Source organism: Candidatus Tisiphia endosymbiont of Parasteatoda lunata (assembly GCF_964030955.1).
GTDB lineage: Bacteria > Pseudomonadota > Alphaproteobacteria > Rickettsiales > Rickettsiaceae > Tisiphia.
On the sequence record NZ_OZ035003.1, the window covers coordinates 1,437,456 to 1,451,791 of the forward strand.

Genomic DNA, 14,336 nt, shown 5'->3' on the forward strand with positions numbered 1-14,336 from the left:
GTTTCGATAATTTCACCGAATTTGGGGATAAGAATTTATCAATTCTTATCCCGAATTCGCGTAAAATGAGGTTAACTTAACGTGACAATCTAGTGTAAATAGTGTATGGTAGCATTTGAAAGTTAACCACTCTGCACTGCAAGTGCAGAGCTTAATATTACGGCATGAATGCCTCATGTATGTACTAACTTAAAAGGGTTCTGTCGCATATGTTGGACAATAGAAAAAAGATTGATATAATGATCTAAAAAAGATGTTAAGATGTTTCGTATTACTGCAAGATTATTATCATATTTCAAAGGATTTTGTTCTTCACCAGAAATAATAATGTTATTTGTCTATATGAAATGCCGATTTTCTTTAAGTTATCGAGATTTGGAAGAAATGATGAGTATAAGGGGAGCAAAAATTGATCACTCTACATTACAAAGATGGGTTATAAAATTTGTACCATTGATAGATCAGGTGGTTAGAAAAAGAAAGAAGCCAGTTGGTAGTAGTTGGAGAATGGATGAGACTTATATTAAATTAAACGGTAAATGGGTTTATTTATATAGAGCACTAGATAGTCTTGGTAATACTGTAGACTTTCTGCTACGTAAGCATAGAGACAAGCCTGCAGCACTTGCATTTTTTCGTAAAGCCTTTAGAGAGAATAATTTTCCTGAGAAAGTAGTAATTGATAAAAGCGGTAGTAATACTGCTGCTCTTAATGATTTGAATACAGAAGTTCCTAAAGATTATAAAATTAAGGTTATTCAGACCAAATACCTGAATAATCTTGTAGAACAAGATCATAGGTTTATCAAAAAACGTACAAAGCCAATGCTTGGTTTTAAGAGTTTTCATTCTGCAGAAATGACTATTACCGGTATAGAAAATATTCGTATGATGCAAAAAAGACAAATAATTGGAGCTAATGATAATCTTTCTACTTTTGAGAATTTTGCTATGTTAATGGCATCATAATGTCCAAAACCTTAGTTTTAACAATCTTGATGTAGTATGATTTATAGATGCGACAAAACCTCTTTAATTCCAATGGAAGAATTATTGGGATACATTAATTACTTTATTGAGGAAAAAAATATTAAAACTATCATTATTGCTAATACAGAGAAAATTAGTGACAAACAACAGGAAAATGAGAAGCAAAATACACAGTTAACTCAGTGGAACAAAATAAAAGAAAAAATAATAGCTACTTCTTTTACCTTAACAGAGGATGTTGATACCGTAGTAGATATAATATTTAATAAAGTACAAGATACAACACTAAAAGATAAGTTACTAAAGGAGTATAAGCATATTGTCATAGAGGTTTTTAATAAAGCTGGTTATAAGAATTTTAGAACTTTAAAACACAGTATAAATTCCTTTAACTGGTTCTATACAAACGCATTATCACAATGTGATGATATTGACCATGATAAGTTCAGGGTTATTTTGCAAACATTCTTAATCTTGTCATTAGAATATTATCACAGTAGTAATGTATTGGAAAAATTATGGATGCAGATTAGTCAAGTTTCAGAAAAACAAAAAGATAAAAAAATTGAGCAAGAGTTTTTTGACAAATATCAAAATTGCCTATACAACCTGCTGTGTGTATCGTATTTGGGTAATGAATGGAAAGAAATTATTTTCGATAATAAAATTGATAAGCAGAAAATTAAACAACAATTTAAAGTTTATAATCCTCCTCCTTGGCATCAACTTATGGGCTATTTTAAGTTAGAAAATAATAAAATTATAACACTGATTAATACGGTAAAAAATGATCTTAAAGAGATACTTGTTGGTAAGGAAGGTGAAGTCAAACATATAATTAGCTTACTTATGTATTTTCAGGAAAAAAAGGTGATCAATATTAATATCGACGAATATATTGGTTATGCAGGGAAAAATCTTAAAAAGATTTATGAAGAACTAAGTTGGGATAAACTGGAGATAGACAATGATGTCAATGGGCATGAGCATACGCTTGGATCAAGTTTTTATAGTAAAGATAATGATAATTTTAAAAACTTCATTAACCAATGCAAAGAAATTAGAAAGAATGTTCTGCAATCCAAATATCAAGAGCAAGCTAAAGAGTTATTAGAGCTACTACAAAATAATCCAGACGAATTTTGCAGAAAAATTAAAAAAGATGGTATATATTATAATAACCCTGTATTAGAATATATAGAGGCAAAAGAGTTTATGGAAAAATTTCTTCAGTGGAAAAATGCTGACAAAAAGAAGATAGTGGACGCATTAATAAACAGATATCGGTATTACAATAATTCAATTAATACCTTTATTTCAAGCGAAGGAAAGTCTTGGTTGTCAAAGATTATTCAGCAATTAAAAGAAATACAAAAACAAGAAGATATACCCTTAACAAAACTTCTTATAGAGAATTATATAAGATGGCTAGATATGTGCCTTACAAACTTATAAATGCAGAGCCAGAGAAGTGTTGACCTAGCACATGGCTTTGTTCTGGAGTGGTAGTTTTCTGTAATTATAAATATAAAAACTTCTAAGTATATTATCCTTGAATAGTAAAGATTACATGCTTTTTAAGAACAAATACCTAAATATTACTATTAAAAATTGTTATTTTCTACCCTTCTGAACAAAGCTAGTTTACTCAATAATCAAGGTTTTTCTGAGTAGTAGGAAATAATTAGCAAATTATACATTTTAAGAGTGATGCCAAAAAAATAAGCATCATTTACTTAACTTTAAGATGATAAAAAGTCTTATAATTAATACAATAGTAACAGAATATGGTTTATTGTCCCACTTTGGGAGAAAAACCCCGCACTTGCAGTGCGTCGTTTCAACATAAATTTTAAATATCTTATCAAGAAAAGATAAGATATTTTTTTAACAAAATCTTACACTTCACAGATATATTCTTTTTGTGTTGTGACACTTTCTAAATGAGTCATACACAAATAGTTTCTAACTTTTAAGTTAGTACATACATGAGGCATTCATGCCGTAATATTAAGCTCTGCACTTGCAGTGCAGAGTGGTTAACTTTTAAGATAAGAGAGGTTTATCTTTTAATTCTTGATCAAAAATATCCCTGCCAATTTTAGTCCATTGGTCTTTGATACGTGGGGACTCTGTTAATTCATTTTTCAAAGAAACTAATGCTCCAAATAAACTATTGGTAGGTAAGTCATCGAGCTTTGCTTTAGCAATCAATCCGCCCAGCTCAATTAAGCGACGAGTACGCATTTTTCTTTCTATAATTTTAAGTTTAGCTTCTTCAGTAATAATTTTAGCTTTCTTTTGTTGTAATTTTAATCTTTGTTTTATGACATTTTCCATATAAGTATAATATTCTAAATTATTGCTTACATGTCATGAATGCACAATAAATTTAAGAAGTCCAATGAATTATAGAGTTCCAATAAAAATTTCATATTTTTTTGAACCAGATAATTGATACAACAGAAGACTAAAAGCAATAATAAATGGATAGGACAATTCAAGAATTTCCACTCCTACCGAACCAACAAATTAATATAAACAGATATTGCCATTATTTTCAGTAGTAACTGAAAAGCTACGTAGAAGAGGCTAGTAACCTAACTTCAGATTAGGTTACTACGCAATATATAAACTAAAGTTTATTGCTTTTTTTTTTGCTGGTTCATTTGATCTAGATTCTACTCGATGATTTAAAATTAGCATGGTAATGTAATGCAAGATTGAGATAATGAACAGTAAAGAATTATGGCGATACAATTTACCAGGATCGAGATAGTAAGTAGAAGTTCAGGAGGAAATAGCTGTTGTAAAGCTGCTTATAATGCGAGGGCGATGATAAAAGATCAGCAGACTAATGTTACTTATAATTTTGCCAGAAAAGGAGATAACGTCTATCATACAGTTTTACTACCTAGCTATGTAGATGGAAGATTTAAAGACCCTGAAATATTGATGAATGAGGTAGAGCAGGCAGAGAAAAGAAAAAATAGCCAGTTATTAAAAGATGTTGTTATAGCCTTGCCTGACGATAAGGAGCTAGAATTACAAGATAGAATAGCCATTACCCATGAAATAATAGAAGAGATGGCATGGATAAAAAATGGTTTAGGAGTGCAAGTAGATATACATAAGCCCCATAATGGAGAACGAAATTGGCATGCTCATCTGCTTGTTACTACTAGGAGATTTACAGAAGACGGCAAGAGTTTAGGAGCTAAGGCAGTAGATTTAAATCCTGAATTTAAAAAAGTTAAAGGGAAAGCATTTATTATTCCAGAATCACAGATGATTCATCAGAGAGCCAAAGAAGTAATGAACAGATATTTTGCTAAATTAGGTTTAAAAACTAGAGTGGATTCAATAAGCATGATGCCACAACAACATCTTGGTCCTGTGAGAATGAGAAACATCATTAATGAAATAGCAGAGCAAAATAAGTTACGCAAGCTAGCTCATCTAAAAATTATTAAAGATAGTGATGGGGTATTAAATCGTATTATAAGCCATCAAGCTATTTTTAGTAAACAAGATGTAGTAAGAGCGGTTAAAGAAATTCAAGGACAAGAGGAAAAGCAAAAATTAATTCAAGACGTATTAAATTCAGAAAGGTTAGTAAAACTATATAATGAAGATGGCAAAGATACTAAATATTACACTACTTATGATGTTCGAGAAGAAGAACTACGATTACTAAGAATAGCTAATAAAATTCATGATAATATCAATTATAACATAGTCGGTAATATAACAAGTTTAAAAGAAGACATAGCAAAACTTTCTAACATTAGCGAGTCTCAGAGAGAAGCGTTACAACACATTTTACTGCAATATAATGGGATAAGAATGCTGCGTGGTAGAGCTGGTACTGGTAAATCACAAATACTCGCTACTGCCTATAAACTTGTTACTCACCATGGACAAAATATTATAGGGCTTAGCCCTACTCATAAAGCTGTATCAGAGCTAAAAAGTAAGGGATATCAAGAATGTTATACGGTAAAGGGATTTTTATTTAAATTGTATAATGGTAAAATTACTCTGCCAAATAATAGTTTGCTAGTAGTAGATGAAGCAGGAATGGTGAGTAATAGTGATTATTTAGAATTATTTAAGATAGCAAGAAGCTCTAATTGTAATTTAATATTAGCAGGAGATGAGAAGCAACTAACCTCAATCGAGCGAGGTGGCATGTTTGAAATATTTGCCAGTACATTTGGTTCATATGTACTTAGTGATATTAGAAGACAAAGCCAGCAATGGGCAAGAGAAATGGCTTTATATTTTGCTAAATCAGATATTGCAGCTGGGATAGTGTTGTTAGAGAGGCATAATGGGTTAAAGATTGATCATACTTTGGAAGAATCAATGGCAAGATTGATTAATGATTGGAATAGTAGCAGATTTACTCTACAAGAACGTTTAATAATTACTGTAGGCAACCAAGAAGTAGATAGTATTAATCAAGGAATAAGAGAATTATTAAAAACAAGTGGATTACTAACGGGTAAAGAATATCGTCGCTTTATTCTAGGCTCAAAATCAGATAAGCAATATGAAGATTATATGGTAGGAGATCGTATTTTATTTAAGGCTACTGACAAAGAGTTACAAATAGAAAATGGTGAATTTGCTACTCTAGTTTCAGTAAGTAACAATAAGTTTGTTGCTAAAACAGATCAAGGTAGAGAAATAGCATTTAATCCAGAAGGGATAAGTTTTAAACACGGCTATGCTTCTACAGTCTATAAAGCTCAAGGAGCATCAATTAAAGATGTATATGTCTTACATAATCTAGCTGGTAATGTTCGGAACTCTTATGTTGAGATGACCAGGCATGTAGAACAAGTCAAGCTGTACTGTAATAGGGAGGCTACAAGAAATATGGCAAGTTTAATATCACAACTTGCTAGGATAGATAATAGGCTAGCAAGTATGCATTTTACAACTTTAGAAGATTTAAGTTAACCACTCTGCACTGCAAGTGCAGAGCTTAATATTACGGCATGAATGCCTCATGTATGTACTAACTTAAAAGTTAGAAACTATTTGTGTATGGCTCATTTAGAAAGTGTCACAACACAAAAAAATATATCTGTGAAGTGTAAGATTTTGTTAAAAAATATCCTATCTTTTCTTGATAAGATATTTAAAATTTATGTTGAAACGACGCACTGCAAGTGCGGGGTTTTTCTCCCAAAGTGGGACAATAAAATGAATGAAAATAAAAATCCTACTATCATCAATAAAGTAGGTGATTGGTTTAAATATGTAGCCAATGACATAGAGGATAAATTGCATAATAATAAGCAATATTATCAACCAAAAGTAACAGCAGAATCACTTATTAAAGTAGTAGAAGTTTTGCAGCAGACTAGCGTAAATCTTGCTCAAAATAATCAACTGCAAGAAGGGTTAAACAACTTTGGTAAAATGTTAACTAATAGCAATAAACAAGAACCAAAAATAAATACTAAGTTACAAGAAGATATTATGACAAATTATGCTTCTACTCAGGATAATATAAAAAATAAAAATATGACAAATAACATTAATTATGATTTTATTAACAAGCAAGAGAGTCTAAAGCTGAAGCAATTACTATCTCAGGAGTTTCGCACTTAGCAAAAAATATGTTAATCTAGCAAGAAAGAGTTTTAGTTAAGCATGGCAAGATCAAAATGTAGCAAAGACTTATATAAATCATTTTTACAAGCAAGTAGCGTAAGATATAGTGGTAAAGCATTATCTGAAGTAAGTCCAATAAACCTATCTCATGATAGTGCAAGTCGATGGTTAAATAGTAAGGATTTCCGCCCTAGCGGGATCTACAGAGAAGTGTCAAAATATATTGATAGGGAAGCTTCTTGTTTATTAGTGGGAGATGACACGTTATTGTCAAAGCAATACAGTAAGAAAATTGAGCTTGTACATTATCAATATTCTGGAGCTGTACATGATGTTATACCTGGTATAGGGATGGTCAACTTACTGCATTACAATGCTAAAACTGATCAATCTACCCCTGTAGATTATAGAATATATGATAAAGAAACTGATGGAAAAACAAAGAATGAGCATTTTTGTGATATGCTTACTTTAGCTAAGGAAAGAGGGATCAATCCTGATGCAGTAGTAATGGATGCGTGGTATAGCGGTTTGGAGAATTTGAAACATATACGTAATTTAGGTTGGACATGGGTTAGTAACCTAAGAAAAAATAGAAAAGTTAATCATAATGTTAGCTTAGAAAGTTTAGAGATTCCTGATGAGGGACTAAAAATTCACCTACGTGGATACGGTTGGGTTACGGTATTTAAGTTTGTGGCAAAAAATGGTCGCATTGATTACATAACAACTAACTTAGAAAATCCAACACGTGAACAAATAGAGAAAATTGTTAAGGCACGGTGGTCTATAGAAGTTTATCATCGAGAATTAAAACAAACTTGTGGTATTGAACGCTGTCAGGCACGCACGGGTCGAGCTCAGAGAAATCATATTTGCCTTGCCGTATTTGCTTGGCTCGATATGAACAAAAGGAGGATAAATGAAAAAATTACTTTATATCAACAAACTTGGGAAGTTATAAAAACATCAATTCAGAACAACATTAGATGCCTTTTAGCTGATTCGCAATTTTGCTAACTGCGAAACTCCTGTATCTTTCAAAGCTGAAGACATAGCATATAGTCTTCTTGGTAGACCAAATGAGCTTTTATCCAATAATTATATATTACGCTGGGAAAAAGATGGTAAAATAGCAATGAAGATTAAAGGAGGTAAGGCTGGAATATGGTATGATTTTAGTAAAGGTGAAGGTGGAGACTTATTTACCTTAGTACAGAGAGAAAGAAAATGTAACTTTATTCAAGCTCAGAAATATTTACAAGAAATGGTTGGTATGCCAACTGTCTATAAACAAGACCTATTAGTAGATTTGGTAGTAGATAAGTCTTACAGGCAAGCTAAAATCCAGAATCAACAAGAACAAAACAGAGAGATAGCTAAGATAAAACAAGCGGAAGGATTATATGAAAAATCAAGTTCTGTACTATATTCTACCAATAATAATGTAGCTAGACAATATTTAGGTAAGCACCGTGGAATTGAGGTAGTATTAGAAAAATTCCAATTAAGCCAAGACCTTAAAACTAACATGATGTGGGATAATGAAAGCAAACAATATTATCCAGCCTTAATTGCCTTCGCACGAGATCAAGAAGGTAAAATCACTGGTGGACAATCAATCTATTTAAACCAAGAAACAGGTGCTAAAGCTGATATTGCCGTTAATAAACGTTCATTTGGTAAAATTAGTAGTTCTTTTGTAGAAATTCAACAAGATAATCAACAGGGGAATAAGTCAAGGAATAATATAACAATTATAGCAGAAGGAGTAGAAACAGCTTTAAGCTTGCAGGAAGCAGGTATTAAAGGTAAGATCATCTGTAGTTTAGGTGTAAGTAATATTAAGAATTATCAGCCTACAAAAGGAGAGAAGATAATCATTGCAGCAGATAATGATGGACAAAGTGCCGTATCAGTTAATAGTGTTATTAAAGCTAAAGAACAATTAACAGCTAAGGGTGCAGTAGTATCAGTAATAATGCCGCAAGATATGGGGGATTTTAATGATATGCTCAAAGCTCCAGGAGCAGAATCTATTAAAAAGTTTATAGAACCTGAAATAGCAAAATTAATATTAAATGAAACACTAAACGAAAAAACAACTAAATTTACTGAGTTATTAAAACCAGTTAATAATGCTGACAATAATAAATCACAAATCAAATCTATAGAACTAGAACTTGGAAAATCAGCAAATCACGATATATTACAGAAGTTTCAATGGCAAATAAAATCATTGGAAAGATTTACTACTAAGGAGAACATAAATACAGCCTTGCAAATATATAAGGAAAAAGGCATAGAGTCTTTTATTCTCTATAGCAAGAATAGTTGTTCTAAAGCTATTGAGCAGAAAATAACAAAAGATTTGCAAATAATGAAAAATAAGTTTGCTCCTAATTATAATTTAGGTAATGTTAGATTCTGTGATATAGTAATAAATGATTTTAGAGGTAAAAGCTACGCCGTACCAGAAGATTACTTAGTTGCCATAGGCAAAGATAAACAAGTGATGCAATATATTAATCCACAATCAGTAATAGGTAAGGAAATAAAAAATGAATTACAAAATGCAGCAGAGACGCAGAAAAACCAGGGAATAGTAGTTAAAGGTACTATATAGATTATATTAATAATAATTAACTAATTAAGAATATGTCAACTCAATTAAAACATGATGCATTATTTAAAAAGATAATGGTCAATCAAATAGCAGCCCAAGAATTTTTGGAACATTATTTACCAGAAGAGGTTAAGGAAATAGTTGATTTAAGCAAAATAACAATAGAGAAAGAATCATTTGTTGAGGATGACCTAAAAAGAGCTCTTAGTGATTTAGTCTATTCTGTTAAGACTAAAGATAATGAGCAAGCCTTTGTGTATGTGTTGATTGAGGCGGAGATAAGACCAAAATATTGGATGGCACTCAAATTATGGAAATATATGTTACTATTAGCTGAAAGGCATAAAAAAGGTAAAAATAAAATACCGTTGATAATACCAATGGTATTTTATCATGGTACTAGAAAGTTTAATGTGCCAAAGAACTTGTTTGAGTTATTTAGCGATCCTAAGCTTGCAAAGCAACTAATGTGTGAGGATTATAAGCTAATAGATTTGCAAGCAATGTCTGATGATGAGATAAAGCAGAAGCAACATTTTGGCATGTTAGAATATATGCTCAAATATGTACAGCAGCGAGATATATTGAAGGTGTGGGATGAACTTTTAACAAATTTTAAATCCTATATTAGTATAGATAAGTCAACAGGCTATATTTACATAAGATCGTTTTTATGGTATAGTGAGGCTAAGATAGAAGAAGGTAAGCAACAAGAGCTAGAGAGGCTAATATCGAGTCATTTAACTGCAACAGAAGAGGAGAATATTATGAGAACTATTGCTGAGAAATATATTGATGAGGGTATAGAAAAAGGGATAGTTCAAGGCATCCAGATCGGTGAAGCTAAAGGCATCCAGGTTGGTAAAGCTGAAGGTAAAGCTGAAGGTAAAGCTGAAGGTAAAGCTGAAGGTAAAGCTGAAGGTAAAGCTGAAGAAAATATCAGAGTAAAAACAGAAATAGCAAAGAAAATGTTAGCTCAAGGCTCTGATGTTGCTTTTATTTCTGCTGTAACTGGTCTTAGCAAATCTTTTATTCAATCTTTTGCTTAGGAAAAATAAACCCAAATTAGCTGTTTAGAGAGGGGTTATAGTGTAATTTCCGGCTCTGTACAAATAAGTGTGTAAATTTTTCAAAGGTTATATAAAAATATAATATAACAAAAGGAGAAATTATAATGCACCAAAAACAAAATGAAGCAATGAATCAAGCGATAGATTTATTAATAAATAATGATACAGATATATCAACATTACTTAAAGAGGATGGTTTATTAAAACAATTAACCAAACGGCTTGTAGAGAAGGCATTGCAGTCAGAGATGAATAATCATTTAGGATATGATAAATATTGTCATACTGATAGTGATAATGTTCGTAATGGTAGGAATGTAAAGAATCTAGTAACAAATAATGGAGTTGTAGAGATTGAGGTTCCAAGGGATAGAAGTAGTACATTTGAACCTGCATTAATTCCGAAGCGTCAAAGACGTATTGAAGGATTTGATGATAAAATAATATCATTATACGCTAAAGGAATGAGCTTATCTGATATTAAGATTCAAATGCAAGAATTGTATGGAGCTGACGTTAGCGAAAGTTTGATAAGTCAAATTACTGATGATGTAATTGAGGATGTCAAGATATGGCAAAGCCGACCATTGGATCGAGTATATGCTATAGTATTTTTTGACTGTTTAGTAGTAAAAGTACGTCAAGATAAACGAATTATCAATAAGTCTGTATATGTAGCATTAGGTATTGATTTATCTGGAAGGAAGGATATTTTAGGATTGTGGATCAGTGAAAATGAAGGAGCGAAATTTTGGCTTGGTAATTTTACTGAGATGAAGAACAGAGGTATGCAAGACATGCTTATTGCTTGCAGTGATAATTTAACCGGTATGTCTGAGGCAATAGAAGCAGTTTTTCCGAAAACCGAACATCAATTATGTATTGTACATCAGATTAGAAATAGTTTAAAATATGTATCATATAAAGACCGAAAAGAATTAGCGTCTGATTTAAAGCCTATATATACTGCTAGCACGGAGGAAGAAGCACATCTTGCTTTAGAATCTTTTGAAGCTAAATGGAGTAAACAGTATCCACAAATTGCTAAATCTTGGTATGTTCATTGGGAAAATTTAATGGTTTTTCTAGGATACCCTGAGGCGATAAGGAAAGTAATATACACAACTAATAGTGTAGAATCTGTCAATAGCCAATTACGTAAGGTTACTAAGAATAAACGGGTTTTTCCAAATGATAATGCTGTTTTTAAGACCTTATATTTGGCAATTGATTATATGACCAAGAAATGGGTTATGCCGATTCCAAACTGGAACGCAGCTATGGCTCACTTTTTGATAAAATTTGAAGGTAGAATTTAAGCCCTATGAAAAATTTACACACTTAATTAGAAAGGCTCTAATTTCCCCTTTTTATGTACTTTTCTACATAAAGCTATTTACCCCCTCTAAAAACGCTTTAAAATGGCTTTTGACATTTCAGTGAGTTTGCAAATTCATTGTTAGTTTAGTAATAGGAATATTACCTTTTGTTATAGAACCTTACACATTCTTATTCATAATGGTGATCCTAGTTCTGCCAAATTCTCTAATGATTGGCTTCCTGTCGTTTAAGCTGCTGTCTCGATTAATTCCGTATTATTCATATATCTTGCATAGGCAAAAGGCGTATAATTCGCAGGACGCTTCTTTGCTTTGCTACTCTGCTCTTGTAGCCAATTTAAATATTTAAAGGCATTGATCTCGTTCTCACTACAAGTCTTTACTATACTATACAAACCACTATGTATCTCAGCACTATTGATTGTTTTAAAGAATAATGAATTCTTCCTTTGTAAAATAATGGTACGCAGTGATCTCTCAGCCCAATTATTATCAAGATTGCTAACTGGGATTTTTAAAAATTGGGTCAAACCTTCTTTATTATTTATCCAATATTTCATAGCTTGTCCAAGCCTACTATTAGGCTCAACTTTCTTGTCGTTAAATAATTCGTCTATTTTGTTATATATGTTTTCTATATATTTACTGCTATGTTCCTGATGATACCCAAGTTTTTCTTCAGGACTCATCTCTTTACATTGATGTTCATTGTGGTAAATCCCTCGTGTTTGTTTGAGAAAATATCCGCATTCTTCAGGGTAATATAGTTCATTCTCTGTAAATTTTCTCTGACCATGTGACAAACAATTGATCATCACTATTATTGCCAGTAATTCTTGATCTGCTTCTGATAATACCGGGTTATTATTGTTACTTGCGTCAGTCATTAATTGGATAGAATCTGTTCTATTCTTACGATTCTTTAGTACGTTACCTATATTTTCTCCACCATGCCTATTACCGGTAAAATATAAAACTATCACCTCATTATTTGCAGTCTTAGCACATATTGTAGTAGTATAACAGCTGCGTCCTTTCTTATTTTGAGTACGTAATTTCTTATTGGCTATAGTAATTTCTAAAATCCTAGCTCTAGTATCATCAAGGTTCAGTGAACTACATTCGGCAGCCATTTCCAATAATACCCCGTAAATTTCAGCTCCACCACCTTCTTGCCAAACATCTAAATATTGTTGCCAGAGCGAGCTATATGCCACAGGAACACCACTTAAACTTTGCAGCCTAGATAAACGGTAGAAAGGAGTACCATAGGTCTTTTGTAACACTATTGCACTTCTGCTACTATTTGTCCATTTGTTGATATTTTTATTGTTCATAACTATATAATCACAAGCATTACAACGTAGCGTTTTCTTTACATATCTGTTGACTGTAATTGGAGCATTACCTGTAAATTGTAGCAATTTTCTAGCTTCACTATTATATAGTTTGCCATTACAACAGTGAGGACAGCTATCACCACTACAAAAATTCTCAGGAGTTAAATAGCTGGTATTCGCAGGTTTTGTCGCATCTATAAATCATACTACATCAAGATTGTTAAAACTAAGGTTTTGGACATTATGATGCCATTAACATAGCAAAATTCTCAAAAGTAGAAAGATTATCATTAGCTCCAATTATTTGTCTTTTTTGCATCATACGAATATTTTCTATACCGGTAATAGTCATTTCTGCAGAATGAAAACTCTTAAAACCAAGCATTGGCTTTGTACGTTTTTTGATAAACCTATGATCTTGTTCTACAAGATTATTCAGGTATTTGGTCTGAATAACCTTAATTTTATAATCTTTAGGAACTTCTGTATTCAAATCATTAAGAGCAGCAGTATTACTACCGCTTTTATCAATTACTACTTTCTCAGGAAAATTATTCTCTCTAAAGGCTTTACGAAAAAATGCAAGTGCTGCAGGCTTGTCTCTATGCTTACGTAGCAGAAAGTCTACAGTATTACCAAGACTATCTAGTGCTCTATATAAATAAACCCATTTACCGTTTAATTTAATATAAGTCTCATCCATTCTCCAACTACTACCAACTGGCTTCTTTCTTTTTCTAACCACCTGATCTATCAATGGTACAAATTTTATAACCCATCTTTGTAATGTAGAGTGATCAATTTTTGCTCCCCTTATACTCATCATTTCTTCCAAATCTCGATAACTTAAAGAAAATCGGCATTTCATATAGACAAATAACATTATTATTTCTGGTGAAGAACAAAATCCTTTGAAATATGATAATAATCTTGCAGTAATACGAAACATCTTAACATCTTTTTTAGATCATTATATCAATCTTTTTTCTATTGTCCAACATATGCGACAGAACCATATTATCATTCTTTTGCATATTCTGGATTATTGGACTTTGGACAAAATAATTTAGCCTATATTTAGCAACTTATAATTTATCTTTTATGTAAAATAATTTACCTAAAATTGTAAGAATGTTAACTATAGATTAATAATAATCTTAGAAAGATAACTCAGAATACTAGTTTTTTATCAAACTTTCTATTTTGTGAAAAAACAGGGATTTTTGTCCAAAGTCCAATGGATTAGAATCTATACAATTTCTACTTACCTATAATATCATCTCGTCAACTATTTGTACCAATTCTTTAGCTATAGCTTAATCCATTAAGATATTGACACTGA

General features: G+C 31.6%; 9 protein-coding genes and 2 pseudogenes. 8 read left to right on the top strand and 3 right to left on the bottom strand.

Features of this window, described 5'->3' with window-relative positions:
* Positions 1 to 261 precede the first annotated feature (261 nt).
* Both AAHN00_RS08975 and AAHN00_RS08980 read left to right on the top strand, forming a co-directional pair.
* Positions 262 to 969, top strand: a complete 708-nt coding sequence (locus AAHN00_RS08975) for an IS6 family transposase (protein WP_342270905.1) — start codon at positions 262 to 264, stop codon at positions 967 to 969.
* Between the two features lie 36 nt (positions 970 to 1,005).
* Entirely contained in the window at positions 1,006 to 2,445 is a 1,440-nt protein-coding gene (locus AAHN00_RS08980) for a hypothetical protein (RefSeq protein ID WP_342271067.1), read from the top strand.
* 591 nt (positions 2,446 to 3,036) lie between these two features.
* On the opposite strand, the gene AAHN00_RS08985 is transcribed toward AAHN00_RS08980, so the two are convergent.
* Entirely contained in the window at positions 3,037 to 3,330 is a 294-nt protein-coding gene (locus tag AAHN00_RS08985; protein ID WP_342271068.1) for a conjugal transfer protein TraD, read from the bottom strand.
* A 408-nt stretch (positions 3,331 to 3,738) separates the two neighbouring features.
* On the opposite strand from AAHN00_RS08985, the pseudogene AAHN00_RS08990 reads away from it, so the two are divergent.
* The 6 genes and pseudogenes from AAHN00_RS08990 to AAHN00_RS09015 all read left to right on the top strand — a co-directional run.
* A pseudogene (locus AAHN00_RS08990) lies at positions 3,739 to 5,952 on the top strand (AAA family ATPase); the annotation flags it as partial.
* Between the two features lie 93 nt (positions 5,953 to 6,045).
* Positions 6,046 to 6,615: a hypothetical protein gene (locus AAHN00_RS08995; RefSeq protein WP_342271069.1), complete on the top strand. Its 570-nt coding sequence runs from the start codon at positions 6,046 to 6,048 to the stop codon at positions 6,613 to 6,615.
* Between the two features lie 42 nt (positions 6,616 to 6,657).
* Positions 6,658 to 7,638 (top strand): transposase, encoded by a 981-nt coding sequence (locus tag AAHN00_RS09000; protein ID WP_342271025.1) that lies wholly within the window; start codon positions 6,658 to 6,660, stop codon positions 7,636 to 7,638.
* A 13-nt stretch (positions 7,639 to 7,651) separates the two neighbouring features.
* A pseudogene (locus AAHN00_RS09005) lies at positions 7,652 to 9,244 on the top strand (toprim domain-containing protein); the annotation flags it as partial.
* 32 nt (positions 9,245 to 9,276) lie between these two features.
* Entirely contained in the window at positions 9,277 to 10,293 is a 1,017-nt protein-coding gene (locus tag AAHN00_RS09010) for an Rpn family recombination-promoting nuclease/putative transposase (RefSeq protein ID WP_342271070.1), read from the top strand.
* Between the two features lie 125 nt (positions 10,294 to 10,418).
* Positions 10,419 to 11,633 carry an IS256 family transposase gene (locus tag AAHN00_RS09015; RefSeq protein WP_342270940.1) on the top strand — a complete coding sequence of 405 codons (1,215 nt, stop codon included), beginning with the start codon at positions 10,419 to 10,421 and terminating at the stop codon, positions 11,631 to 11,633.
* Between the two features lie 248 nt (positions 11,634 to 11,881).
* On the opposite strand, the gene AAHN00_RS09020 is transcribed toward AAHN00_RS09015, so the two are convergent.
* Positions 11,882 to 13,078 carry an IS66 family transposase gene (locus AAHN00_RS09020; protein ID WP_342270935.1) on the bottom strand — a complete coding sequence of 399 codons (1,197 nt, stop codon included), beginning with the start codon at positions 13,076 to 13,078 and terminating at the stop codon, positions 11,882 to 11,884.
* 157 nt (positions 13,079 to 13,235) lie between these two features.
* Positions 13,236 to 13,943 carry an IS6 family transposase gene (locus tag AAHN00_RS09025; RefSeq protein WP_342270905.1) on the bottom strand — a complete coding sequence of 236 codons (708 nt, stop codon included), beginning with the start codon at positions 13,941 to 13,943 and terminating at the stop codon, positions 13,236 to 13,238.
* Between the last annotated feature and the right edge of the window lie 393 nt (positions 13,944 to 14,336).

Excerpts from the sequence above, each read along its gene's own strand:
- AAHN00_RS08975 (WP_342270905.1), top strand. The coding sequence starts at position 262 with ATGTTTCGTATTACTGCAAGATTATTATCATATTTCAAAGGATTTTGT.
- AAHN00_RS08980 (WP_342271067.1), top strand. The coding sequence starts at position 1,006 with ATGATTTATAGATGCGACAAAACCTCTTTAATTCCAATGGAAGAATTA.
- AAHN00_RS08985 (WP_342271068.1), bottom strand. The coding sequence starts at position 3,330 with ATGGAAAATGTCATAAAACAAAGATTAAAATTACAACAAAAGAAAGCT.
- AAHN00_RS08995 (WP_342271069.1), top strand. The coding sequence starts at position 6,046 with ATGGCTCATTTAGAAAGTGTCACAACACAAAAAAATATATCTGTGAAG.
- AAHN00_RS09000 (WP_342271025.1), top strand. The coding sequence starts at position 6,658 with ATGGCAAGATCAAAATGTAGCAAAGACTTATATAAATCATTTTTACAA.
- AAHN00_RS09010 (WP_342271070.1), top strand. The coding sequence starts at position 9,277 with ATGTCAACTCAATTAAAACATGATGCATTATTTAAAAAGATAATGGTC.
- AAHN00_RS09015 (WP_342270940.1), top strand. The coding sequence starts at position 10,419 with ATGCACCAAAAACAAAATGAAGCAATGAATCAAGCGATAGATTTATTA.
- AAHN00_RS09025 (WP_342270905.1), bottom strand. The coding sequence starts at position 13,943 with ATGTTTCGTATTACTGCAAGATTATTATCATATTTCAAAGGATTTTGT.